Origin of the sequence: Arhodomonas sp. SL1, from assembly GCF_052060015.1 — a bacterium.
Lineage (GTDB): Bacteria > Pseudomonadota > Gammaproteobacteria > Nitrococcales > Nitrococcaceae > Arhodomonas.
The window spans coordinates 12,151-36,147 of record NZ_JBPODZ010000011.1; the positions used below are offsets into that span (position 1 = coordinate 12,151).

Consider the following 23,997-nt stretch of genomic DNA (forward strand, 5'->3'; position numbering starts at 1 on the left):
GACGATCATCACAGCGGGAGCCAGGGCATGCCCATCCGCAACCGGCTGCAGGACGCCATCGACCACTCGGACCGCCCCACGGTGCTGCACGAGGGCGACGACCGGGGTATCTACTGGTTGGGGATCCCCGATGAGACGGCCTTTCGCTGCAATACCTACCTGATCCGCGACGGCGACGCCGGGATCCTCGTCGACCCCGGTAGCCGGCAATATTTCCCCATCGTCCGGGATCGCGTCGCGCAGATCATGCCGCCAGAGGCGGTGACGGGGATGATCCTCAGCCACCAGGATCCGGACGTGGCCGCTTCCATGGGGCAATGGCTGGCGCTGAACCCGGATATCACGGTCTTTGCCACGCCGCGCACGCAGGTGCTGCTGCCCCATTATGGTATCGAGGGATACGAGTGGCACGACATGGAACGCAATCCCGAGCACCGGCTCCCCTCCGGCGCGCGGCTGCGATTCATACCCGCGCCGTTCCTCCACTTTCCCGGGGCGGTGGCCACCCACGACGATGCCTCGGGCTACCTGTTCTCCGGCGATATCTGGGCGGCCCTGGACACCGACTGGCGATTGCTGGTGGAGGACTTCGAGGCGCATCGGCCCAAGCTGGACCTCTTCCACACGGAGTACATGGCCTCCAACCTCGCCGCCCGCGGCTTCCTCCACCAGTTGGACCGCTATCCCGTCGAGGCCATACTCCCGCAACACGGCTCCATCATCGGCCCCGATCATGTGGAGCTGGCGCTGGATTACTTGTACCGCCTGCGCTGTGGCACCGACATTATCTACGCGGACATCGAATGAGCAGCGAAATCCCGGATACCGAAGACCTAACCCGGCGCGTCGCCGATCTGGAACGGGAAAACCGCCTGTTGCGTGAGTCCATGGGCCAGGCGGAACGCATGCGTGCCCTCTGGGAGCAGGCCCTAGAGGAGCTCAAGGCCACCAAGCAGACCCTGGAAGCACGCAACAAACAACTCGCCAGCCTCTATGGGGTGGCGGCGGCGGTGACCCGCTCGATCACCACCGAGGCGCTCTTCGAAGAGATCCTCGATGCCATGGAAGGGGTGCTCTCCCTGGAACATCCCTGCCCCATGGGCATCTTCCTGGTCGAGGGGTTCGGCATGCGGCTGGCCGCCCACCGCGGGGCGTCGCGGGAGTTCCTCGCCGCCCACGAGGGCATGCAGGTGGGCGACTGCCTGTGCGGGCGGGCGGCACAGGATGGCAATATCATCGTCACCCGCGATTGCCAGCGCGACCCCAATCACACCATCCGTTATCCCGGTTTCGAGCCCCATGGCCACCTGATCCTGCCGCTGAAGGCCCAGGACGAAACCGTAGGTGTCTTCTACTATTATCTGCCGCCGAACTTCGAGTTGAGCCAGCGGGAGATGGACACCTTCGTGGCCATCGGCCAACAGCTCGGCCTGGCCATCCATAACGCCCGCCTCTACGAGGAAACCCGGGCGCTGTCCATGCGCGACGCGCTGACCGCCCTCGGTAACCGCCGCTACCTGGACCTGGCGCTGGAGCGGGACCTGGGCAACGCCCGGCGCCACGGCATGGGGCTGGCGGTAGCCATGCTGGATATCGACCACTTCAAGGCCTACAACGACCGCCACGGCCACCCGGAGGGCGACCGGCTGCTCAAGGAGCTGGCCGGGATCCTGCGCGGCGAGCTCCGCGGCGGCGACCTGCCGGTCCGCCTCGGCGGCGAGGAATTCCTGGTCCTGCTGCCCGGCTGCGACCGGGAACGCGGGGCCGAGGCGGGCGAGCGCATCCGCCGCCTCGTGGCGCAGCGAACACCGGTGACCGTCAGCCTGGGCGTGGCCGTCCTCGAGGGATCGGGTTGCCAGGCGCAGTCCCTGATCGAGGCCGCGGACAATGCCCTCTACCAGGCCAAGGCAGCCGGCCGGAACCGTGTCCAGGTCGTGGGCTGCGGAGAGCAATCGGCGCGATGAACCCGCCCACCCTGCGCCGATGGCGCTTCGTGGCGCTGTTCACCGCGCTCATGGCGCCGGGGTTCGGCCCCGCCCTGGCCGAGCCCTTCCTCACGGGAACACCACCGGCCGAGCGCCACCGACTCGAGGCGCTGCGCGAGGGTTTCACCGCCGCCGGCGGTTTCCAACGGGTGGACGCTGCGGCGCTCACCGAGGCGCTGTCCAGCGCGCTTGCCGACTCGGACTCCGTTTTTCCCGCCCATGCCCGGCTCGACCCCCTCACCAAGGCCGCCCTGACGATGGAGACACGGGAACCGGCCGCGCCCTTCGCCCGCTATCGCCTCCGCTACGGCCTGGCGATGGTGGTTGGCTCCCCCGCGGGCAAACGCATCTCGGTCAGCCTGATCGAGGTGCAGCGTTTCAACCTGGGGACACGACGGCACCGGACGCTGATCCGCGAGCATGGCGAGAAGGCCGGCGATGTCACGGCGTTCGCACCGGGCCCCCACCTGGCCTATCGCCTGATCACCCGTCCGCTGATGGGCCATCACGCCGCCATCGACGCCGTGGCCCGCCGCGTCATCCCTGACGCAGAGGCCCGGCGGATGCAGTGCCTGGGCCACCCCTGCCTGAGCAGCGCCGCCACCAACGGAACCCGCCGAGCATGGGGATCGCTGCGCCCCGTCGACTTCGAGCCCCGCCGCACCCCGCCGGTCGCCGCCGTCGTGGAGGCCCTGCTCCGGCTCCACCGGGGCGCCCCGGAGGCCCAGGAAGACCCACGCTGGCGGGAATTCGAGCCACGGGAGGCAGTGCCGCCGGGGGAACCGTTCGTGGAGATCGTCGTCGAGACGGGATTCCAGCAGGAGCCCGCGCTAGATGCGGTGCTTCGGGACCGCGATCTCATGGACCACAGCGTCCACACGATCTGGCGGCGCCTCCTCCACCTGCCCGCCGGCGCGGAGAGCTATCATGGGCTGGATGTGGTCTACCGCCGCGGGCCTTCGGAGGATGGGCACCCCCCACGGCATTAGCCCAAGGCAGGCGCATGCGACGGCGCACCCCGTATCGGCCATTGCTTTTTATAGACGATCGGTCTATATTTTCCTCATGACATCTCCAGCACCGAACCGCCGGCGCGGGCGTCCGCCCAAGTCGCCGCGGGCCGAGGATGACACGCGCGCCGCGCTGATCCGCAGCGGCACCGAGGTGCTCACCGAGCAGGGTTTCACGGCGTCCGGGATCGACGGGATCCTCAAGCGCGTCGGGGTCCCCAAGGGCTCCTTCTATTATTACTTCCCGAGCAAGAAGGCCTTCGGCCGCGCCGTGATGGAACACTACGGCGCCTATTTCGCCAACAAGCTGGATCGCCATCTGCTGAATCCCGAGCAACCGCCCCTCCGCCGTATCGAGGCCTTTGTCACCGATGCCAAAGAGGGCATGGCCCGTCACGACTTTCGACGGGGATGCCTGGTGGGGAACCTGGGCCAGGAGGTGTGCAGCCTGCCGGACGAGTATCGGCAGTGGCTGCAGGCCACCCTCGAGGATTGGCAGCGCCGCGTGGCGCGCTGCCTCGAAGAGGCGAAGGAACTCGGCGAGCTCCGCGGCGACGTCGATTGCGCCCGGCTTGCCGAGGCCTTCTGGATCGGCTGGGAGGGGGCGGTGATGCGGTCCAGGCTGGAGCGCAGCGTTCGGCCCATGGAGGTCTTCGTGCGCTCCTACCTGGAGGGGCTTCCTCGCTAGCGTCAGAGAGGTGAGTGATGTTTAAGGCGATATTGATCGAAAAGCCGGACGGTGAGCAGCGCGTCGGAGTCCAGACGCTGGATGAATCCCAGCTCCCGGAGGGCGCCGTGACCGTACGGGTGGAATACAGCACCCTGAACTACAAGGATGCCCTCGCCATCACCGGCAAGGGGCCCGTTGTGCGGCAGTTTCCCATGGTGCCGGGCATTGACCTGGCGGGAACCGTGGAGACCTCGAGCTCCGACGCGTACCAGCCGGGGGACAGCGTCCTGCTCAATGGCTGGGGTGTGGGGGAGAAGCACTGGGGCGGCCTCGCGGAGAAGGCCCGGCTGGACAGTGGCTGGCTGATTCCGCTGCCTGGCGCATTCAGCGCCCGCCAGACCATGGCCATCGGCACCGCCGGCTACACCGCCATGCTCTCGGTGATGGCGCTGGAGCGCCACGGCGTGACCCCGGAGCAGGGCGATGTGCTGGTCACCGGCGCCAACGGCGGTGTCGGCAGCTACGCCATCGCGCTCCTCGCGCGGCTCGGATACCGGGTGATCGCGGCGACCGGACGCACCCAGGAAGCGGACTACCTCCGGGGCCTGGGGGCACAGGAGATCATCGAGCGCAGCGAGCTCTCGGAGCCCGGGCGGCCCCTCGCCAAGGAGCGCTGGGCCGGCGCCGTGGACTCGGTGGGCAGCCACACGCTGGCGAACGTCCTAGCCTCGACGCAATATGGCGGCACGGTGGCGGCCTGCGGGCTGGCACAAGGCATGGACCTCCCCAGCAGCGTGGCCCCCTTCATCCTGCGCGGTGTGACGCTCGCCGGCATTGACAGCGTCATGCGGCCCCAATCGGACCGCATCGAGGCATGGCGCCGGCTCGGCGAGCTGCTCGACCCGGAACAGCTCGACGCCATCACGCACACCATTGGCCTCGAGGAGGCCATCGACAAGGCCGGGGAGCTCCTCGAGGGCAAGGTCCGCGGGAGGATCGTCGTCCGCCTGCAGTGACCCCACCGCCCCCGGATCACGGCCGCGGCAAGTCCGCGGCCTCGAGGTGACAACGCACACCGTGGCCGGGATGGGGCGTGCGCAGCGGTGGCGCCTCCTTGCGACAGACGTCCATGACGTAGGGGCAACGGGTGTGGAAGGGGCATCCGGCGGGCCGTTCCGCCGGACCCGGATTGGTGCCGGCGAGCCGCGGGCGCACCGGCCGTTCCCGGCCCCGGGGCACGGCGGCCACCAGCGCCTCGGTATAGGGATGGCACGGGCCGGCGAGGACCGCCTCCGCCGGTCCCTCCTCCACGATCCCGCCCAGATACATCACCGCCACCCGATTGGCCAGCTGGCGGACCACCGCCAGGTCATGGGTGATGAACAGATACCCGACCCCCTGGCGGTCGCGCAGGCCGCGCAGCAGCTCCAGGATGGCCGCCTGCACGGACACGTCCAGCGCCGAGGTGGGCTCGTCCAGGATCACGGCGTCCGGGGTACCGGCAAAGGCCCGTGCGATGGCCACCCGCTGGCGCTGGCCGCCGGACAGCCGGCCGCCGCGGCGCCGGGCGAGCCCCGGATCCAGGGCCGCGGCCTCCATCAGCCCCGGCAGTCGCTCCCGCGCCTCGCGACGACCGACCCGGGCGAGCTTGCGGATGGCCCGGCGGAGGACGAAGCCGATGCGGTGGCTGGGGTTGAGGGTGCCGTCCGGTGATTGGAAGACCATCTGCAGCGGCTGCGGCGTGCGCCCGCCGCGGCCCTGACGCGTTAGCCGTCCGGCGGATGGACGGGCGAGACCGGTGAGCACACGCGCCAGTGACGTCTTGCCGCTGCCCGACTCCCCCACCAGGGCCAGGGTCTCGCCCCGGCGCAGGGTAAGGTCCACGTCCCGGAGGATCGGGACACCACCCAGGGTCAGGTGGATGCCGGCGGCCTCCAGCACCACCTCGCCGGCACCCTCGCCGGCGCTGGCCTCGGTGCGCGCGCCGGCCAGGGGGTCCGGCGTCGCCCCCGGGTAGAGGCAGCGGCTGACGCGGCCCGCGGACACCGCCGCCAGCGGTGGGCGCTCACGGTGGCAGCGCTCGCCGGCCACCGGACAGCGCGGCGCGAACACGCAGCCGCCGGGACGCTGCCCCGGCTCCGGCGGGGCGCCGGGGATGGGCGCGAGCCGTCGCGCATGGTCGTCGAAGTCCGGAATACAGGCCACCAGCCCCGCGGTGTAGGGGTGGCGCGGATCGCGAAACAGCGCCTCGGCATCGCCCTGCTCCACCAGCTCACCGGCGTACATTACCCCCACCCGGTCACAGACCGAGCGCACCACCCCCAGGTTGTGGCTGATGAACAGCAGCGCCACATCCATCTGGGCGCGCAGGGACTCGAACAGGGCGAGGATCTCGGCCTGGACCGTGGTATCCAGGGCGGTGGTGGGCTCGTCGAGCACCAACAGGTCCGGATCACCGGCCAGGCCCATGGCGATGACCGCGCGCTGCTGCATGCCCCCGGAGAGCTGGTAGGGGTAGAGCCGGCAGACCCGGGCGCCGTCGGGGATCTGCACCCGCTCGAGCATCCCCGCCGCCGCCCGCCAGGCCTCCGTGTTGGGCATGCCACGGTGGAGGCGATAGACCTCGGCGATCTGTTCGCCCACCGTTAGGGAGGGATTCAGCGCCGCCCCCGGGCTCTGGTAGACGGCCGCCACAGTACCGCCACGGAGCCGGCGCAACCCCTCCGCGTCCAGACCGGCGATGTCCGAACCGGCGAGGCGGATACGCCCGGCGCTGACCCGGGCATTGCTGGGCAGATAGCCCATCGCGGCCATGGCCACCGTGGACTTCCCGCAGCCGGACTCCCCCACCAGTCCATAGGCCTCTCCGGGCGCGATGGCGAGGCTCACCTCCGAGACCGCGTCCTGCCAATCCCCGCCACTGCGGTAGGCGATGGACAGCCCCTCCAGGGCCAGGATGGGCCCGCTCACCGTTCCTCCAGCTCGCGCAGGCCGTCGGCCATGAGCGAAAACCCGATGACGACGAAGGCGATGGCGCCTGCGGGGAACAGCACCGTCCACGGCGCGGAGGTCAGCAAGGCCCGGTTCTCCGCCACCATCAGCCCCCAGTCCGGGGCCGGCGGCTGGACCCCCAGACCGAGGAAGCCGAGGGTCGCCGAGGTGAACACGGCATAGCCCAGCCGGATGGTGCCCTCCACCACCAGCGGGCCGCGGACGTTGGGCAGCACCTCCACGGCGAGGACATAGAGCGGGCCTTCCCCGCGGATCCGCGCGGCCTGGACGTACTCCCGGCGCACCTCCACCAGGGCGGCGGCCCGGGCGGTGCGGGCGATCAGCGGCGCGAACACCAGCCCGATGACCAGGACCACGTTCCAGGTGGAGCCACCGAGCATGGTCAGTGCGAGCAACGCCAGGACCACGATGGGAAAGGCCATCACCGCGTCCAGCAGCCGCATGATGGCCTCGTCCACCCAGCGGCCCGAGTAGGCAGCGATCAGGCCGATGGCCGCCCCCAAAGCCAGGCCGATGAGGGTGGCCGCGGGGGCGATGAGCAGCACGTAGCGCCCGCCGTGGAGGACCCGGGAGAGCACGTCCCGGCCGTACTCGTCGGTACCGAACCAGTGGGCCAGTGACGGCGCCTGGCTGAGCGCGCCATAGTCGCTCTCCGTGGGGCCGTATGGGGCCAGCCACGGCGCCGCCAACGCGGTGACCAGCCAGGCCAGCACCATGACCGCCCCCACGGCGAGGGCGGGCGAGCGGCGCAGGCGTTCAGCGCCCGGAAAGGGCATGCCGTACCCGCGGGTTGAGCCAGGCGTAGATCACGTCGGCGGTGAGGTTGGCCAGGCCGAAGATGGCGGTGATGAGCAGGGCGCAGCCGGCGAGCAGGGGGATGTCCTTGTTGGAGGCGGCGTATTCCATGAGGCTGCCGATGCCCGGGTAGCGGAACAGCGTCTCCACCACCACCAGGCCACCGACCAGCCAGCCGAGCTGGGCGCCGATGACGGTGATGGTGGGCAACAGGGCGTTACGGAGCACGTGATGCCGGATCACCCGCCCGCGGGGCAGGCCCTTGAGCACCGCCGTGCGGGTATAGTCGGCCTCCAGCTCGCCGATCATCCCCGAGCGGACCATGCGGAAGAGATAGGCGAACAGCAGCAGCACCAGCGAGAGCGCGGGCATCAACAGGTGGCGGAGCCATTCCAGCAGGCCCGCCCCCTCGTCGGGCAGGGCCTGCACCGGCAGCCAGCCCAGGCCCACCCCCAGGCCGACGATGAGGAACACCCCCGTGACGAACTCGGGCATAGCGCCGAAGGCCAGCCCCACCACCGAGGCGACACGATCGAAGGGGCCGCCGGCGCGCTGGCCGGCGCGGACACCGGCGGCGATGGCCACCGGCACCAGCAGCACCAGCGCGTAGCCGGCGAGCAGCAGCGAACGGCCGAGGCGCTCCAGGGCCAACGGCAGCACCGCCGTGTCCAGGGTCAGAGAGCGCCCCCAGTCCCCGGTGAGCACGCCGCCCAGCCACTCTAGGTAGCGCACCGGCGCCGGCCGGTCGAGGCCGAGCTGGCGGTTGAGCTCGGCGACCGCGGCATCGCCGGCGAAGGGGCCGAGGACGATGCGACCCACATCGCCGGGCATCACCGAGGTCATCAGGAAGATCAGCAGCGAGGCCACCAGCAGGGTGGCCCCGAGCAGCGCCAGCCGGCGGAGCAGGAAACGGGTCATCGCGGCCCGTTACCGTACGCTCATCCCGCCAGCCAGGCGTCGCGCAGATCCAGGTAATTGGACATGTGCGCGCGCACCCCGCGCACCCGGCTGCGTACCGGGCGCAGGGCGTTGGGGAAATAGGTAATCACCGCCGGCACCTCGTCATGCAGGATCCCCGCGATCTCGGTGGCCAGCTCGCTGCGTCGCCCGTCGTCGGTGGTGGCCTCGAGCTCGTCGAGCAGCGCATCGAACTCCGCGTTCTTCCAGTGCGGGGCGTTCCACTCGGCATCGCTGCGGAACGCCGAGGCGAGGATCTGGCCGACGGTGGGGCGCGCCGTCCAGTCGGTCAACCCCATGGGGACCTCGGTCCAGTGCTCGTAGTAGACGTTGAGCGGCTCCACGTTGATGCTCACCCGGATCCCCACCGGTTCGAGCATCTGCTGGGCGAGCACGGCGTATTGGGGCAGCTCGACGAAGCGGCCGGTGTAGAGGTCGATCTCGAAGCCGTCGGGATAACCCGCCTCGGCGAGCAGGCGTTTCGCCTCGGCGACATCGCGCTCCCGCTGGGGCAGGTCCACCGCCTCCGGGTAGATGGGGGCGACGGGGTGGTCGTTGCCCAGCTCCGCGCGGCCGCCGAGCAGGGTCTCGACCATGGTGGGCCGGTCCATGGCCAGGGCCACAGCGCGCCGGACCCGCACGTCATCGAAGGGCGGCTGGTCGGTGCGCATGGTCAGCTGCCGGGTCATCGCCGAGGCCGCGGTGAGGACCTCCACGCCGTCGGCCTCGAACAGCGGCTTGGCATCCACCGGGCCGGCGAGGAGCATCATGTCCACTTCGTCGCCGCGCAGGGCGAGGATCTGCGGCTGGGTGGAGCCGTAGATGTCGCACTCCAGCCGGTCCACGTAGGGACGTGGGGCGTCCCAGTACTCCGGGTTGCGCTCGAAGGTCGCGGACTCCTGGGGCTTGTAGTCCACCAGCCGGAATGGCCCGGTACCCACCGGATTGGCGGCGAAGTCGCCATCGAAATCCGCCGGCAGGATGATGGCATTGTAGGTTTGGGTGTAGTAGGGGAAACGCCCGACCGCTTGCTCCAGCTCGAAGACCACCCGGTAGTCGCCGTCGGCGGAGACGCCTTCCGGCTTCAGGAACGGCAGCTGGGACGCCGCCGCGGTAGGATTTTCCGGGTCCACCAGGCGGCGGAAGGAGGCGACCACATCGGCGCTGGTCATCTCCCGGCCGTCGTGGAAGCGCACGCCCTGGCGAAGCTCGAAGACCCAGCGGCGGCCGCCGTCCTGGGCCTGCCAGTCGGTGGCGAGTACCGGCCGCAGGGAGAGGTCATCCTCGGCCCAGACCAGGTATTCCCCCACCTGCTGGATGACGGCGATCCCGCCACCGCTGGAGACGCGCAGGGGATCGATGGTCTTCACCGAGGGCAGCGCCACCCGCAGGGTGCCACCGCGTTGCGGCTCACCGGAGGCGGCACGGAGGGCGCCGGGCCAAAACCCCATGGTGCCGGCGCCGATACCGGCGATGCCCAGCGCCTGCAGGATGCGGCGGCGGCGCTGGTCGATATGCTTGCGGTCCCGGTCGTCGGTAGATTCCGTCACGGCATGCCTCCCGTGCTGTGCTGGCCTTCGTCGGAGGGTAGCGGATCGGCGTGGCGGTTTCATCCGCGCCCCGTGGCCGGTAAGCTTTCCGCCGCCCGACACCGGGAAGCCAGTACGCCGGATCCGCCCCATGAAGATCGCCTCCTGGAACGTCAATTCGCTGAAGGTGCGCCTACCCCAGGTCCTCGCCTGGCTGGAGCAGGCCCGGCCGGACATCGTGGGCCTGCAGGAGACCAAGCTCACCGACGAGAACTTCCCCGCCGAGGCATTGGCGGAGGCCGGTTATCAGTCGGTGCACAGCGGGCAGAAGACCTACAATGGGGTGGCGGTGCTCGCCCGCGAGCCGATCACCGGGGTAGTCACCGATATCCCCGGCTTCGCCGACCACCAGCGTCGAGTGCTGGCGGCAACCATCGGCGACACCCGCTTCATCAATCTCTACGTGCCCAACGGCAAGGCGGTCGGCGACGAGAAGTACGACTACAAGCTCGCCTGGCTCTCCCACCTGCGGGAATGGCTCGCCGCCGAGCAGGAGCGCCACCCGCGACTGGCGGTGGTGGGGGATTTCAACATCGCCCCGGAGGACCGCGACGTCCACGACCCCGAGGCCTGGCGGGAGCGGATCCTGTGCTCGACACCGGAGCGCGAGGCCCTGCAGGCGCTCACCGGACTCGGGCTGCGCGACAGCTTCCGCTGCTTCGACCAGCCGGAGGGGACCTTCTCCTGGTGGGACTACCGGATGAACAACTTCCGGCGCAACCGCGGCCTGCGCATCGACCTCATCCTCACCGCCCCGGCGCTCACCGAGCGGTTGACCGCCAGCTACGTGGACCGCGAGCCCCGGGCCTGGGAGCGCCCCTCGGATCACGCGCCGGTCGTGGCAGAGTTCACAGTCTAATCAAACGCTTGTCAAACGTGCTCTCGTTCCGATGGAGCATTGGTCGAAGTGTGATCTGAATCGCCGTGACAATCCTTTAGGACTGGCCTAATCCGCGCCGTCGTTGGGCTTCGACGACGCCATTTCTGAGGCATCCACGGGGGGATGGACCATGAGGCGCGGTACAGTCGTGCGCCAAGCGGCGCGACTCCTGCTGCCGTTGTTGTTGCTACTCGCGGGCTGCGGGGGCGGCAGCGGCACAAGCAGCGACAATGGAAACGGCGATCCGGCCGAGACGAGGAACCAAAACGCCTCGGACCCAGACTCGCCGCCGGCGAACAACGGCTCACCCGATCCAGGGAATGACGTGAACACAGGCAGCGGGGCCACACCGGAGGACGACAGCGGAGGGACCGACGGAAACGGCGTAGACACCCACCCAGACTCGAGCCCTGAGGCTGAGGCAGAGCCCGAGCCCGAACCCGAGCCCGAACCCGAGCCCGAGCCCGAGCCCGAGCCCGAACCCGAGCCCGAGCCCGAACCCGAGCCCGAGCCCGAGCCCGAGCCCGAACCCGAACCCGAGCCCGAGCCCGAGCCCGAACCCGAGCCCGAACCCGAGCCCGAGCCCGAGCCCGAGCCCGAGCCCGAGCCCGAACCCGAGCCCGAACCCGAACCCGAACCCGAACCCGCGGAGGCCACCGTGACTTGGCGCGCGCCCACTACCCGTTCAAACGGCAGGAGCCTTGCGATGACGGATCTCGCGGGTTACCGCCTCTACTACGGCACAACCTCAGGGGACTACCAGCACGAGATCCGAATCGACGACCCCTACCGACAGTCCTACACCATCGAGGAGCTGACGTCCGGGAGCTACTACATCGCGGTACGCGCCTATGATATTGGGGGTCGGGTGAGTGCGTACTCGAATGAGCTCCGGGTAACAATCGACTAAAATAGTAGTGTCTCCCCGAGCAGGGGCATTTGGTGGTGTTCGATTATCGTCTCCTCCCGTTGTTGACCGCCGCCGCAGCTACGGCCTGCGGCGGCGGAGGCGGTGGTGCCAGTCCCGGCAACGCCAGCGTGACCGTGAGCTGGGTTGCGCCCACAACCCGCGTGGACGGCACCCCGCTCAGCCTCGCGGAGATCGACGGTTTTGACCTGGTCTACGGCCTTACCCGCGAATCTAATGAGCACGAAGTGCACATTGCTGACCCGCATCGCAGCAGCTACACGCTCACCGGGCTCCCGCACGGCGAGTACTACATCGCCCTACGCACCTACAACATCTATGGCCAGTCCGGACCGCTATCGCGGCGTTTTCGGATCGTGATCGACTAACGGCTACCGACGTGGCTAGCCGAACAGCCAGTTCTCCACGTCCGGCACCGGCTGGCGGCGCTCCAGCCACTGCATGCCCTTGACGCAGCGGACGATCAGCCAGACGGCGGTGAACAGCCAGATGAGCCAACCGATGAGGATCACCGACGTGATCAGCCCCACCACCGACAGGCCGAGGCCGATCCAGAAGGTGCGGATCTGCCAGGTGTAGTGGCTGCGCAGCCACTCCGAGGCGCCATCGCGGTAGATGTAGGCCATCACCACCCCGATCAGGCCGGTGATGCCCACCACCAGCGCCACCAGATAGAGGATGTAGACCAAGCGGACGTTGCCCACACCGGCCTCGACCAGGCTCGCGTTCTCCTCGTTGTTCATGATGCCTCGCAACTGCCGTTTCGCGAACGGCACCAGTATGGCCATACAGCGGTGACAGGCAACCGCCGGAAAGGCACCATCGGCACCAAAGGCGGATCCGGAGACAGCCCATTGCAGTACCACGACCTGCGCGATTTCATCGGTAAGCTGGAGGCCGATGGCGAGCTGAAACGCATCGGCCACCCGGTGGACCCAGCCCTGGAGATGACCGAGGTCTGCGACCGCACTCTGCGCGCCGGCGGCCCGGCGCTGCTGTTCGAGAACCCCGTAGGCCACAACATGCCCGTGCTCGGCAACCTCTTCGGGACAGCGCACCGGGTGGCCCTCGGCATGGGCGCCGACGACACCGAGGCGCTGCGGGAGATCGGGCGGTTGCTGGCCTTCCTCAAGGAGCCGGACCCGCCCAAGGGCATGCGCGAGGCGTGGCAGAGCCTGCCCATCTACAAGAAGGTGCTGGACATGGCGCCGAAGAAGCTCCGCCGGGCGCCCTGCCAGGAGGTGGTGCTCGAGGGCGAGGACGTCGACCTGGCGCGGATCCCGGTGCAGACCTGCTGGCCCGGCGACGCCGGCCCCCTGATCACCTGGGCACTGGTGACCACCCGCGGGCCGGAGAAGACCCGCCAAAACCTGGGCATCTACCGCCAGCAGGTCATCGGCCGCAATCGAGTGATCATGCGCTGGCTCGCCCACCGCGGCGGGGCGCTGGATTTCCAGGCCTGGCAGCAGGCCCGCCCCGGCGAGCCCTTTCCCGTGGCGGTGGCCCTGGGGGCGGACCCGGCGACCATCCTGGCGGCGGTGACGCCGGTGCCCGACAGCCTCTCGGAGTACGCCTTTGCCGGCCTGCTCCGCGGCCGGCGCACGGAGCTGGTGCGCTGCCTCGGCTCGGAGCTGCAGGTGCCGGGGAGCGCCGAGATCATCCTCGAGGGCCACATCTACCCGGACGACACCGCCGACGAAGGCCCCTTCGGCGACCACACCGGCTACTACAACGAAGTGGAGCGCTTCCCGGTGTTCACCATCGAGCGCATCACCCACCGGCAGCGGCCCATCTATCACTCCACCTACACGGGCCGCCCACCGGACGAGCCCGCGGTGCTGGGGGTAGCGCTGAACGAGGTGTTCGTGCCCATCCTGCAGAAGCAGTTCCCCGAGATCACCGACTTCTACCTGCCGCCGGAGGGCTGCAGCTACCGCATGGCGGTGGTGAGCATGAACAAGCAGTACCCCGGCCACGCCAAACGGGTGATGTTCGGGGTCTGGTCGTTCCTGCGGCAGTTCATGTACACCAAGTTCGTGGTGGTGGTGGACGACGACGTGAACCCGCGGGACTGGCGCGACGTGATCTGGGCCATGACCACCCGCATGGACCCGGCCCGGGACACGACCCTGGTGGAGAACACCCCCATCGACTACCTGGACTTCGCCTCCCCAGTCTCCGGGCTGGGCTCGAAGATGGGCCTCGATGCCACCACCAAGTGGAAGGGCGAGACCGAGCGGGAGTGGGGCACCCCCATCCGCATGGACGAGGCGGTGAAGGCCCGCGTCGAGGCCTACTGGGACGAGCTGGGTATCACCTGAAGGGTCCCGTGCCAAGGACCCTGCGTTAATCCCCCGTTCGTTTGGCTGCTGGCTTTCCCGGGGCAAAGCCTGGCCGCGGCGCCACCTTTACGGGAGAATGGCCAAAAACCGCGCGAGAGCTGCCGAGCGATGAGCTATCGAGTCCGCATCGAGAATACCCGGCACGAGTTCACCGTCGACGAGGGCGAATCGGTCCTCGACGCGGCCCTGCGCCAGGGCCTGATCCTGCCCTACAGCTGCCGCGGCGGCACCTGTGGCACCTGCATGGGCAAGGTGGTCGAGGGTGAGGTGCGTTATCCCGACGACCGACGGCCGCCAGCGCTCTCCGAGGCTGAGGAGGCGGTGGGTCAGGCCCTGTTCTGCCAGGCCCGGCCCGCCTCGGACCTAGCCATCGAGGTGCGCGAGGTACGCTCCGCAGAGGACATCCAGCCCCGCAAGCTCCCCTGCCGCGTCGAGCGCCTCGACGAGCTCGCCCACGACGTCCGACGCCTGTGGCTGCGCACACCGGGCAACGAGCGGCTGCAGTTCCTGCCGGGCCAATACATCGACTTCCTGTTGCGCGGCAATCGGCGGCGCAGCTTCTCGCTGGCCAACCCGCCCCATGACGACGAGCTCCTCGAGATCCATGTCCGCCAGGTGCCCGACGGCCGTTTCACGGGCTACGTCTTCCAGGAGCTCAAGGAACGGGCCCTGTTGCGCTTCGAGGGGCCCTTCGGGACGTTCTTCCTGCGGGAGGACTCCCCCCGGCCGATCCTGATGATGGCCGGTGGGACCGGTTTCGCGCCGATCAAGTCCATGCTCGAGCACGCCTTCCACCATGGCTTCGACCGCCCCATCCACTTCTACTGGGGGGTGCGCGGGCGCCGCGACCTCTACCTCGCCGAGCTCCCCGAGCACTGGGCGGCGGCGCATGAGCACTTCCATTATACGCCGGTGCTCTCGGAGCCGGACCCGGGGGACGACTGGCAGGGGCGCACCGGGTTCGTGCACGAGGCGGTGCTGGCCGATTACCCGGATCTTTCCGCCTATGACGTCTATATGAGCGGGCCACCGCCGATGATCGACGCCGCGCGCACGGCCTTCCTCATCCACGGTCTGGATCCCGATCATCTGTATTTCGACGCCTTCGACTACGCCGTCGACCCGCCGGAATAGGCCCCTCGATGCAATCCTTCCCCCGCGTCACTATAATGGCGGATCGTTTCACCAATACGGCAGATTCATCGATGCCTTATGTAGATACGGGCAGCGCCCGGCTCTACTATGAGACCCATGGCCACGGCGAGCGGGCGCTGGTGCTCATCATGGGCCTCGGCGGCACCGTGGAGGCGTGGGGGATGCAGCTGCCGGCGTTCAGCGCCGAGGCCCACGTGGTGGCCATGGACAACCGCGGCGCCGGGCGCACCGAAAGCCACACCCCCGAATGGAGCGTCGACGACATGGCCGCCGACGTGCTCGCGGTCATGGATGCAGCGGATGTGGAGCGCGCCCATGTGGTCGGGGTATCCATGGGCGGGCTCATCGCCCAGGCCCTGTACCATCTCGCCCCCGAACGGGTGCGCAGCCTGATCCTCGGCTGCACCGGGCCAGGCGTGAACGATCCCGCCTTCGAGCGCCCCGCCCCGGCCGTGGAGCAGGTCCTGCACATCGACCGCGAGAGCGTGGGCCATGCGACGGCCTTGCGTCGGCTCACCGAGGTGTTCTACCACCCCACCTACCGGGAGCGGGTTCCCGATCTCGCCGACCGGCTGCTGCGCTTCGAGCAGGACCTGGGTGCGGACCTCGCCGGGCCCCATCGCCAGCTCGAGGCGGTCTACCGCCAGCCCGGCGAGGGGGGCCGGCTCTCCGACATCCAGGTACCCACGCTGGTGCTCCATGGCGAGGACGACATCGTCTGGCCGGTGGAGAACGGCGAATACCTCGCCGAGGCCATCCCGGGGGCACGACTGGAGGTTTTCCCGGAAACCGGCCACATGCTGATGCTGGAACGCCCACGGGCCTTCAACGCCAGCGTGCTCTCCTTCATCCGCGAGCTGGAGTGATCGTGCCCCGAACCCTCCCCCAACGCCTGTTGATCGCGCCACTGCTGGCCCTGGGCGTAGGCCTGGGCGGCTGCGCCACCACCAATGGCGGCAGTGTCGAGGCGGAAGAGGGCGAATACGATCCGCTGGAGCCCGCCAACCGCAAGGTGTTCGATTTCAACGAATCCCTGGACGAGTATGTCCTCGCACCGGCGGCGCGGGGCTGGGTTGCGGTCACCAACGAGACCGTACGTACGGGCGTGGGCAATTTCTTCGATAACCTCGCCTACCCCGGGGTAATCCTCAATGACCTGCTCCAGGGCAAGGTCGGTTATGCCGCCGACGGCACGGCGCGGCTACTGGTCAACACCACCCTGGGCGTGGGCGGGCTAATGGATCCGGCGAGCCGCATGGGCCTGGCCAAGCGCAACGAAGACTTCGGCCAGACCCTGGGCCACTACGGCGCCGGCAGCGGCGCCTACCTGATGCTGCCGGCGTTGGGTCCCTCCAGCGCCCGGGACGTCACCCGCTACCCGGTGGAGTATTACACCGGCGGCATGAACTATCTCGCCTTGAGCGGCGTGGCCACCGGCGGGCTGGTGGCGCTGAACCTCGTCAACACCCGCGCCCGGCTGGAGGGCACGGTACGCCTGCGCAACGAGGCGGCCCTAGACCCCTACGCCTTCACCCGCTCCAGCTACCTGCAATACCGGCGCAACCTCATCTACGACGGCGATCCGCCGGAGGAGGAAGATCCCTACGGCGATTTCTTCGACGACATGGACTCCGGGGGCGACAGCGACCCCGGCGCGCCCTTCCCCGACTAACCGAGCTCCGCGAGAAGCCGCTGGATGGCGCGATGGGCGCCGGCGGCATAGCCACCGCCGAAGAGGTTGAAATGATTGAGCAGGTGGTAGAGCTGGTAGAGCCCGCGCCGTACCGGATAGCCGGCATCCCGGGGCCAGACTTCGTCATAGGCGGCGTGGAAGGCATCCGGGAAGCCGCCGAAGAGCTCGGTCATGGCCAGATCCGACTCCCGATCACCGAAGTATACCGCCGGGTCGTAGAGCACCGGCGTGCCATCACCGTCGAAGGCCGCGTTGCCGCCCCACAGATCCCCGTGGAGCAGTGACGGCGTTGGCCGGTAACCGCTGAACAGCCCGCCCAGGTGCTCGCGAAGGCGCTCACCGTCGTCGAGCAGATCCCGGGATCCGCCGTTGTCGGCAGCCAGGCGCAGTTGGTGACCGAGGCGTTGCTCGGCGAAGAAACGCACCCAGTCGTCGTGCCAGCCGTTGGGCTGGGTGGTGGTGCCGATGGTGTTGTCCCGGTGCCAGCCGAAACGCGTGGCCCGGCGCTGGTGCATCGACGCCACCGCCCGGCCCATTCGCGCCCAGCCGTCGGCACCCGGGCCGGCGAGGGCCAGCCATTCCAGCACCAAGTAGCTACAGCCGCCGGCGGCGCCATGGCAGAGCACCGCCGGCACCCGCGGCCCGCCCTCCGCGGCGGCCAGCTCGCGGAGGCCGTCCGCCTCGGCGGCGAACATGTCGGCACGCGCCGGGGCATTGAGCTTGATGAACCAGCGACCGAGGCGCAGGGCGCGGTTGATGTCGCCGCCGGCCACCGGCGCCGCCCGGCCCTCGGCGGCCTCCCCTGCGGCCTCCCGGATCGCCTCGCGCACCGCCCCGGGCAAGGTCGGGCTCATGGCAGCGACACCTCGGTGGCGGCGTCGGCCAGGGGCAGGCGACGTATACGGTTGCGCAGCTGCACCGGCAGTGCCAAACGCTCCAATGCATCGGCGTCCACGCCCCGCCAGCCTGCCACCTCGTGGGCGTGACGAATGGGCAGGTCCCGGCGGATGCGGGTCAGCTCCCGGGAGAGAAAGGCCGCCTCGCGGTGGGCCTCCAGCAGCCGCCGTACCCGTGCGGCACCGCGGATCCCCCAGCGGCCCACGCCACCGAGGTCGGCGTAGAGCCCGTCCAGGCTGTCACCGTGGCGCAGCAGCGCGGCCGCGGTCTTGGCGCCGATGCCGGGCACGCCGGGGATGTTGTCCACCGCGTCACCGGCCAGGGCCAACAGGTCGGCGACCTGATCCGGCCTCACCCCAAGGCTCGCCTCGACCCCCGCCGGATCGAGCCAGCGGTCCCGGGCGGCATCCCACCACCAGTCCCCGGTCTCGAGGAGCTGGGCATAGTCCTTGTCCGCGGTCACATAGACCATGTGGTGGCCGGCTTCGCGCCAGTGACGCGCCGCACTGCCCACCAGGTCATCCGCCTCGTAGCGGGGGCTGGCCAGCGTCGCCACCCCCAGGGCCTCGGCCAGCGAGCGGCAGACCCCGAACTGGCGCTCCAACTCCGGTGGCGGCGGCGGTCGGTTGGCCTTGTAGTCCGGGTAAAGCTCGTGGCGGAAGGAGGTGGTCAGGCTCTCATCGAAGGCGCAGACCACGTGGGTCGGCCCTTCGTATTCGATCAGATCGCAGAGGAAGCTTCCGAAACCGTGGACCGCGTTGGCGCAGGCGCCGGCCTCGTCGCGCACCTGCTCGGGCACGGCGAACCATGCCCGAAAGATATAGAGACTGGCATCGACGAGGTACAACGGTCGGTACACGCCACTCCCATCGCGTGCGGCAAACCCGCGGGCAGTGTAAGGAAGCCGCCGCTGATTGACCAGCGAAGGGGTTCAGGCGGGTAGCCACCCGATGCGCTCGCGCAGCGGGCTGCGCCGGGGGAAATGCGCGCGCAGGAAGGCCATCTGGTCCGCGAGGATACGCCGGCCCTGGAGGTAGACGTACTCGGCATGGGTGGGGGTAAACGGCACCGCAAGGAGCTGCATGCCGGCCTCCTCCGGGGCGCGGCTGCCCTTGTGATTATTGCAGCGCTTGCAGGCGGTGACCACGTTATTCCACACATCCAGTCCACCGCGGCTCACCGGGTGGACATGGTCCCGGGAGAGGAAGCCACTGCGCGGGCGCTCACCGCAATACAGGCAGATGTGGTCGTCCCGGCGGAACAGGGTGGCGTTATTCAGCGGCGGGATGTAGCCGGCGCGGCCCTTAATGGCGGCCTGGGCGGTGCCCTCGGTGGCGATGATGGAGTTGACGTCGATGATACTACGCCGGCCGGTCGCCGCGTTGTGGCCGCCGTGGACACGATAGAGCCGCTGGCCACAGGTGTAGGCCACCTGTTCGAGGTAGTAGAGCCGCACCGCGTCCTGGTAGGTAATCCACTCCAGCGGCATGCCAGAGACATCGGTGCGGAGTATATGGTGCTCGAGGCCCAACATGACACACCCCGCGATGTGATGATCTCTTTATTCCATATACCGAGTCTATGGTGCAACCATTGCACTGCTGTTGCAGCGTTTCCGGCCGGCCGCATAGAAGCCAGCTATCTAAAATATGTTATCCATAGATTAGACCAAGGCGCCCCGTGCCCATATACTGTCCGGCCGATTGGGTATCCTGGCTATGAGAACAGCACGACAATACGGGAGACAGTTTCATGACCATCAAAGTTGCCGTGCCCAAGGAGACGGCGCCCGGCGAACGCCGGGTGGCACTGGTACCCAGCGTGGTCAAGCAGCTGGACAAGCTCGGTGTGGAGACCCTGATCCAGGCCGGGGCGGGCGAAACCAGCGGCTTCGACGACGCCGACTACGAGGGCGCAAAGGTGGTAGGCAGCGCGGAGGAGCTATACGCTGCAGCAGATATCGTTCTGCGTGTGCAGCCCCCCACGGTAGAGGACGCCGGCAAGCTCAAGGAGGGCAGCATCCTCCTCGGCTTCCTCTCGCCCCACGAGGGTGACAGCCGGATCAAGAATTTCCTCAAGCGCCGGATCACGAGCTTCTCCATGGAGCTGGTGCCGCGGATCACCCGGGCCCAGTCCATCGATGCGCTGTCCTCGCAGGCCAGCATCTCCGGCTACAAGTGCGCGCTGCTGGCCGCCTCCCGCTGCTCCCGGCTCTTTCCCATGCTCACCACCGCCGCCGGCACCATCCGCCCGGCCAAGGTGCTGGTCATCGGCGCCGGCGTCGCGGGCCTGCAGGCCATCGCCACCGCCAAACGCCTCGGCGCCATCGTCGAGGCCTACGACGTACGCTCGGCGACCAAGGAGCAGGTGGAGTCCCTGGGCGGCAAGTTCGTCGAGACCGGCGTCAAGGCGGAGGGCGAGGGCGGCTATGCCCGCGAGCTCACCGCGGAGGAGAAGAAGCAGCAGGCCGAGGTCCTCGCCGACCACATCGCCGCCGCCGACGCGGTGATCACCACCGCGGCGATCCCCGGCAAACCCGCGCCGAAGATCATCGAAACGGCCACGGTGGAGCGGATGAAGCGGGGCGCGGTGATCATCGACATGGCCGCCGAGACCGGGGGCAACTGCGAGCTCACCAAGGCCGGCGAGGACGTGGAGCACAAGGGCGTGACGGTCGTCGGGCCGAAGAACATCCCGAGCACCGCGGCCACCCACGCCAGCGAGATGTACTCCCGCAACCTCTACAACCTGCTCGCGCTGCTGGTCAAGGACGGCGAGCTCAACGTCGACTTCGACGATCAGGTCATCGCCGACAGCTGCCTGACCCACGACGGCGAGGTGCGCCACGGCCCGACCCGCGAGCGCCTGCAAGGAGGGAACAAGTAATGGTCATCGAAGGCTTCGTCGCCCTGTATATCTTCATGCTCGCCGCGTTCACCGGCTACGAGGTGATCACGCGGGTCCCGGTCATCCTGCACACGCCGCTGATGTCCGGCTCCAACTTCGTCCACGGCATCGTCATCGTCGGTGCCATGGTGGCGCTCGGCCATGCCGAATCGGTGACCGAGCAGATCATCGGCTTCATCGCCGTGCTGCTCGCCGCCGGTAACGCCGTGGGCGGCTACGTGGTGACCGAACGCATGCTCGAGATGTTCAAGAGCAAGGACGAGCAGTAAGCAGGGGGCCTGTGAACAATGCATAACGTAGTACAGCTTTCCTACTTCCTGGCGGCCGTGCTCTTCATCCTCGGCCTCAAGGGGATGAGCTCGCCGAAGACCGCCCGCAAGGGCATCGTCTGGGCGGGCGTGGGCATGGTGGTCGCCACCGTCGCAACCTTCTTTAAGCCCGACCTTCACGGGGTGGGCAACTACACCCTCATCGTCATCGGCATCGCCGTGGCCGGCGGCCTCGCCTGGTACTCGGCGAAGAAGGTCGAGATGACCGACATGCCGCAGATGGTGGCGCTCTACAACGGCATGGGCGGCGGCGCCGCCGCGGCCATCGCCGCCGTGGAGCTCATCCGGGCCATCGATTCCCTCGGTGCCGGCGCCATGGAGCGCGTCCGCGAGTTCGCCGAGGCGAAGGACCTCACCATCGAGCAGGCCCAGCAGCTGGTCGGTGGCAACTCCACGGTCGGCAACGCCCTCGGCGCCGACGTCGCCATCCTCGGGCTACTCGGCGCGCTGATCGGCACCGTGGCCTTCACCGGCTCGCTGGTGGCCTGGGCCAAGCTGGACGGCCGGCTCAAGCGCAACAGCCTGGTGCCCGCCCAGCAGGTGGTGAATATCGTGATCTTCGCCGCCGCGGTGATCTTCGGCATCTGGAGCTTCTACACCGACAGCCTGGCGGTACTGGTGATCTTCTTCGCCCTCGGCCTGCTGTTCGGCGTGTTCATGGCCGTACCCATCGGCGGTGCCGACATGCCGGTGGTGATCTCGCTGTTCAACGCGCTCACCGGCCTGGCGGTGGGCTTCGAGGGCTATGTGCTCGGCAATCCGGCCATGATCATCGCCGGCACCGTGGTCGGCGCCGCCGGCTCGCTGCTCACCCAGCTGATGGCCAAGGCGATGAACCGCCCGCTGACCAACGTGCTCTTCAGCGGCTTCGGCACCACCGAGTCCGCCGCCGCCGAGGGCCCCGAGGGCGAGATGAAGGAGATCCAGGCCGAGGACGCCGGCATCATGATGGCCTACGCCAACCAGGTCGTTATCGTCCCCGGCTACGGCATGGCCGTCGCCCAGGCGCAGCACAAGATCTGGGAGATGGTCGAGCTCCTACAGGACAAGGGCGTGACCGTGAAGTTCGCCATCCACCCGGTGGCCGGCCGCATGCCCGGGCACATGAACGTGCTGCTCGCCGAGGCGGGTGTCCCCTATGACATGATCTACGACATGGAGGACATTAACGCCGAGTTCGCCACCACCGACGTGGCCCTGGTCATCGGTGCCAACGACGTGGTCAACCCGGCGGCGAAGACCGACGAGTCCAGCCCCATCTACGGCATGCCCATCCTCGACGTGGAGAACGCCGAGAACGTCATCGTCATCAAACGCGGTCGCGGGACCGGCTTCTCCGGCGTGGAGAACCACCTGTTCTTCTCGGACAACACCCGCATGCTCTTCGGCGATGGCCAGAAGGTCGCCGGCGAGTTGGTGCAGGTGGTCAAGCAGTTCTGAACGGGGCTACCCCCGCCACCACCAAGAGGCCGCCCCCGGGGCGGCCTTTTTGATTGCGGCCGCGGTCCCCCGGCGGCCTACTCGGCGAGTTCGCCGGCCTCGGTATCCCAGCCCTGGAAGAGCGCCACCAGGAAGTCCACCATCGTCCGCACCTTCGGCGTCGGATAGCGGCTCCAGGGGTAGACCGCGTATACGCCGACATTTGCACTTTATCGTGTATTGCCGGCTCCCTACACTGCGGGGAGGTACCCACCGACAACCACTCGCGCCCCGCGCAGGAGGAGCACCATGAAGTCCCGCGCCGCCGTCGCCTTTCAGGCCGGACAGCCCCTGGAGATCGTCGAGGTCGATGTCGCCCCGCCGCGCGAGGGCGAGGTGCTAGTCCGCAACGTCGCCACCGGCGTGTGCCACACCGACGCGTTCACCCTCTCCGGCGCCGACCCGGAAGGCAATTTTCCGGTGATCCTCGGTCACGAGGGCGGTGCGGTGGTCGAGGAGGTGGGCCCGGGCGTGACCGGCCTGGCCCCCGGGGATCACGTCATTCCGCTGTATACGCCGGAGTGCGGCGAGTGCAAGTTCTGCCGCTCGGGCAAGACGAACCTGTGCTCGGCCATCCGTGCCACCCAGGGCCAGGGCGTGATGCCGGACGGCACCAGCCGCTTCTCCTACAAGGGCGAGAAGATCCACCACTACATGGGCACCTCGACATTCTCCGAGTACACCGTGTTGCCGGAGATCGCCCTGGTTAAGGTCAGCCCCGAGGCCCCACTGGACAAGGTCTGCCTGCTCGGCTGCGGCATCACCACCGGGATCGGCGCGGTGCACAACACCGCCAAGGTGGAGCCCGGCTCGACGGTGGCGGTGTTCGGCCTCGGCGCCGTCGGCCTGAGTGTCATCCAGGGGGCAGTGCTCGCCAAGGCGGAGCGAATCATCGCCGTGGATATCCAGCCCGGCAAGTTCGAGTTCGCCGGCCAGCTCGGCGCCACCGACTTCGTCAATCCGAACGAGTACGACGCGCCCATCCAGCAGGTCCTCACGGAGATGACCGACGGCGGCGTCGACTACTCCTTCGAGTGCATCGGCAACGTCAACACCATGCGCGCCGCCCTGGAGTGCTGCCACAAGGGCTGGGGCGAGTCGACGATCATCGGCGTCGCCGGCGCCGGCGAGGAGATCTCCACCCGACCATTCCAGCTGGTCACCGGGCGGGTCTGGCGCGGCTCCGCCTTCGGCGGCGTAAAGGGCCGCACCGAACTCCCGGGTTACGTCACCCGCTACCTCGGCGGCGACATCCGCATCGACGAGTTCGTCACCCACACGATGGGCCTGGAGGAGATCAACCACGCCTTCGAGCTGATGCATGCCGGCGAGAGCATCCGCTCGGTGGTGTACTTCTGAGCCGGGAGGG

At 68.7% G+C, this 23,997-nt stretch carries 24 protein-coding genes; 16 read left to right on the forward strand and 8 right to left on the reverse strand.

The window, feature by feature from the left end; all coding sequences use genetic code 11:
* The first annotated feature begins 27 nt into the window (after positions 1 to 27).
* The 5 genes from ACQ754_RS13670 to acuI all read left to right on the forward strand — a co-directional run bounded on the left by ACQ754_RS13670 (position 28) and on the right by acuI (position 4,681).
* On the forward strand, positions 28 to 807 hold the full coding sequence (locus ACQ754_RS13670; protein WP_440997591.1) for an MBL fold metallo-hydrolase: 780 nt from the start codon (positions 28 to 30) through the stop codon (positions 805 to 807).
* On the forward strand, positions 804 to 1,964 hold the full coding sequence (locus tag ACQ754_RS13675) for a diguanylate cyclase (RefSeq protein ID WP_440997592.1): 1,161 nt from the start codon (positions 804 to 806) through the stop codon (positions 1,962 to 1,964). The genes ACQ754_RS13670 and ACQ754_RS13675 overlap by 4 nt, the downstream gene beginning before the upstream one ends.
* Positions 1,961 to 2,974 carry a hypothetical protein gene (locus tag ACQ754_RS13680; protein WP_440997593.1) on the forward strand — a complete coding sequence of 338 codons (1,014 nt, stop codon included), beginning with the start codon at positions 1,961 to 1,963 and terminating at the stop codon, positions 2,972 to 2,974. Before ACQ754_RS13675 ends, ACQ754_RS13680 begins: the two co-directional genes overlap by 4 nt.
* A 76-nt stretch (positions 2,975 to 3,050) precedes the next feature.
* Positions 3,051 to 3,683 carry an acrylate utilization transcriptional regulator AcuR gene (gene acuR / locus ACQ754_RS13685; RefSeq protein WP_440997594.1) on the forward strand — a complete coding sequence of 211 codons (633 nt, stop codon included), beginning with the start codon at positions 3,051 to 3,053 and terminating at the stop codon, positions 3,681 to 3,683.
* Between the two features lie 17 nt (positions 3,684 to 3,700).
* Positions 3,701 to 4,681, forward strand: coding sequence for an acrylyl-CoA reductase (NADPH) (acuI, locus tag ACQ754_RS13690; protein WP_440997595.1), 981 nt, complete (start codon positions 3,701 to 3,703; stop codon positions 4,679 to 4,681).
* 16 nt (positions 4,682 to 4,697) lie between these two features.
* Here the strand turns inward: acuI and ACQ754_RS13695 are convergent, their stop codons facing one another.
* From ACQ754_RS13695 to ACQ754_RS13710, 4 genes are read right to left on the reverse strand one after another with little or no spacing between them, the layout of a single operon-like run.
* The gene (locus ACQ754_RS13695) at positions 4,698 to 6,635 is read right to left on the reverse strand and encodes a dipeptide ABC transporter ATP-binding protein (protein ID WP_440997596.1); all 1,938 of its coding nucleotides are present in this window, start codon (positions 6,633 to 6,635) and stop codon (positions 4,698 to 4,700) included.
* Complete coding sequence (locus ACQ754_RS13700) at positions 6,632 to 7,453, reverse strand: ABC transporter permease (RefSeq protein ID WP_440997597.1); 822 nt, start codon at positions 7,451 to 7,453, stop codon at positions 6,632 to 6,634. Before ACQ754_RS13700 ends, ACQ754_RS13695 begins: the two co-directional genes overlap by 4 nt.
* The gene (locus tag ACQ754_RS13705; RefSeq protein WP_440997598.1) at positions 7,434 to 8,390 is read right to left on the reverse strand and encodes an ABC transporter permease; all 957 of its coding nucleotides are present in this window, start codon (positions 8,388 to 8,390) and stop codon (positions 7,434 to 7,436) included. Before ACQ754_RS13705 ends, ACQ754_RS13700 begins: the two co-directional genes overlap by 20 nt.
* A gap of 20 nt (positions 8,391 to 8,410) precedes the next feature.
* Positions 8,411 to 9,979 (reverse strand): ABC transporter substrate-binding protein, encoded by a 1,569-nt coding sequence (locus tag ACQ754_RS13710; RefSeq protein WP_440997599.1) that lies wholly within the window; start codon positions 9,977 to 9,979, stop codon positions 8,411 to 8,413.
* 130 nt (positions 9,980 to 10,109) lie between these two features.
* Between ACQ754_RS13710 and xth the strand changes: the two genes are divergently transcribed.
* The 3 genes from xth to ACQ754_RS13725 all read left to right on the forward strand — a co-directional run bounded on the left by xth (position 10,110) and on the right by ACQ754_RS13725 (position 12,194).
* Positions 10,110 to 10,877 (forward strand): exodeoxyribonuclease III, encoded by a 768-nt coding sequence (gene xth, locus ACQ754_RS13715; RefSeq protein WP_440997600.1) that lies wholly within the window; start codon positions 10,110 to 10,112, stop codon positions 10,875 to 10,877.
* 346 nt (positions 10,878 to 11,223) lie between these two features.
* Positions 11,224 to 11,808 (forward strand): fibronectin type III domain-containing protein, encoded by a 585-nt coding sequence (locus ACQ754_RS13720; RefSeq protein WP_440997601.1) that lies wholly within the window; start codon positions 11,224 to 11,226, stop codon positions 11,806 to 11,808.
* 29 nt (positions 11,809 to 11,837) lie between these two features.
* The gene (locus ACQ754_RS13725) at positions 11,838 to 12,194 is read left to right on the forward strand and encodes a fibronectin type III domain-containing protein (RefSeq protein WP_440997602.1); all 357 of its coding nucleotides are present in this window, start codon (positions 11,838 to 11,840) and stop codon (positions 12,192 to 12,194) included.
* A 15-nt stretch (positions 12,195 to 12,209) separates the two neighbouring features.
* Here ACQ754_RS13725 and ACQ754_RS13730 read toward each other — a convergent pair whose 3' ends face one another.
* Positions 12,210 to 12,569 (reverse strand): DUF4870 family protein, encoded by a 360-nt coding sequence (locus tag ACQ754_RS13730; RefSeq protein ID WP_440997603.1) that lies wholly within the window; start codon positions 12,567 to 12,569, stop codon positions 12,210 to 12,212.
* Positions 12,570 to 12,680: 111 nt separating this feature from the next.
* Between ACQ754_RS13730 and ubiD the strand changes: the two genes are divergently transcribed.
* The 4 genes from ubiD (at position 12,681) to ACQ754_RS13750 (ending at position 16,995) form a co-directional block, all read left to right on the forward strand.
* A complete protein-coding gene (gene ubiD, locus ACQ754_RS13735) occupies positions 12,681 to 14,147 on the forward strand; it encodes a 4-hydroxy-3-polyprenylbenzoate decarboxylase (RefSeq protein WP_440997604.1) in 1,467 nt (488 codons plus the stop codon).
* A 129-nt stretch (positions 14,148 to 14,276) separates the two neighbouring features.
* Entirely contained in the window at positions 14,277 to 15,302 is a 1,026-nt protein-coding gene (locus tag ACQ754_RS13740; protein WP_440997605.1) for a CDP-6-deoxy-delta-3,4-glucoseen reductase, read from the forward strand.
* 71 nt (positions 15,303 to 15,373) lie between these two features.
* Complete coding sequence (locus tag ACQ754_RS13745) at positions 15,374 to 16,189, forward strand: alpha/beta fold hydrolase (protein WP_440997606.1); 816 nt, start codon at positions 15,374 to 15,376, stop codon at positions 16,187 to 16,189.
* 2 nt (positions 16,190 to 16,191) lie between these two features.
* Positions 16,192 to 16,995 carry an MlaA family lipoprotein gene (locus ACQ754_RS13750; protein ID WP_440997607.1) on the forward strand — a complete coding sequence of 268 codons (804 nt, stop codon included), beginning with the start codon at positions 16,192 to 16,194 and terminating at the stop codon, positions 16,993 to 16,995.
* On the opposite strand, the gene ACQ754_RS13755 is transcribed toward ACQ754_RS13750, so the two are convergent.
* From ACQ754_RS13755 to ACQ754_RS13765, 3 genes are all read right to left on the reverse strand, one after another.
* Complete coding sequence (locus ACQ754_RS13755; protein WP_440997608.1) at positions 16,992 to 17,870, reverse strand: fructosamine kinase family protein; 879 nt, start codon at positions 17,868 to 17,870, stop codon at positions 16,992 to 16,994. The genes ACQ754_RS13750 and ACQ754_RS13755 overlap by 4 nt on opposite strands.
* A complete protein-coding gene (locus ACQ754_RS13760) occupies positions 17,867 to 18,772 on the reverse strand; it encodes a 5'-3' exonuclease (RefSeq protein ID WP_440997609.1) in 906 nt (301 codons plus the stop codon). Before ACQ754_RS13760 ends, ACQ754_RS13755 begins: the two co-directional genes overlap by 4 nt.
* A gap of 72 nt (positions 18,773 to 18,844) precedes the next feature.
* On the reverse strand, positions 18,845 to 19,447 hold the full coding sequence (locus tag ACQ754_RS13765) for an HNH endonuclease (protein WP_440997610.1): 603 nt from the start codon (positions 19,445 to 19,447) through the stop codon (positions 18,845 to 18,847).
* Positions 19,448 to 19,665: 218 nt separating this feature from the next.
* Between ACQ754_RS13765 and ACQ754_RS13770 the strand changes: the two genes are divergently transcribed.
* From ACQ754_RS13770 to ACQ754_RS13785, 4 genes are all read left to right on the forward strand, one after another.
* Positions 19,666 to 20,799, forward strand: a complete 1,134-nt coding sequence (locus tag ACQ754_RS13770; RefSeq protein ID WP_440997611.1) for a Re/Si-specific NAD(P)(+) transhydrogenase subunit alpha — start codon at positions 19,666 to 19,668, stop codon at positions 20,797 to 20,799.
* The gene (locus tag ACQ754_RS13775; RefSeq protein WP_440997612.1) at positions 20,799 to 21,089 is read left to right on the forward strand and encodes an NAD(P) transhydrogenase subunit alpha; all 291 of its coding nucleotides are present in this window, start codon (positions 20,799 to 20,801) and stop codon (positions 21,087 to 21,089) included. The genes ACQ754_RS13770 and ACQ754_RS13775 overlap by 1 nt, the downstream gene beginning before the upstream one ends.
* Positions 21,090 to 21,107: 18 nt before the next feature.
* Positions 21,108 to 22,589: an NAD(P)(+) transhydrogenase (Re/Si-specific) subunit beta gene (locus ACQ754_RS13780; RefSeq protein WP_440997613.1), complete on the forward strand. Its 1,482-nt coding sequence runs from the start codon at positions 21,108 to 21,110 to the stop codon at positions 22,587 to 22,589.
* Positions 22,590 to 22,877: 288 nt separating this feature from the next.
* A complete protein-coding gene (locus tag ACQ754_RS13785) occupies positions 22,878 to 23,987 on the forward strand; it encodes an S-(hydroxymethyl)glutathione dehydrogenase/class III alcohol dehydrogenase (protein WP_440997614.1) in 1,110 nt (369 codons plus the stop codon).
* The last annotated feature ends 10 nt before the right edge of the window (positions 23,988 to 23,997 follow it).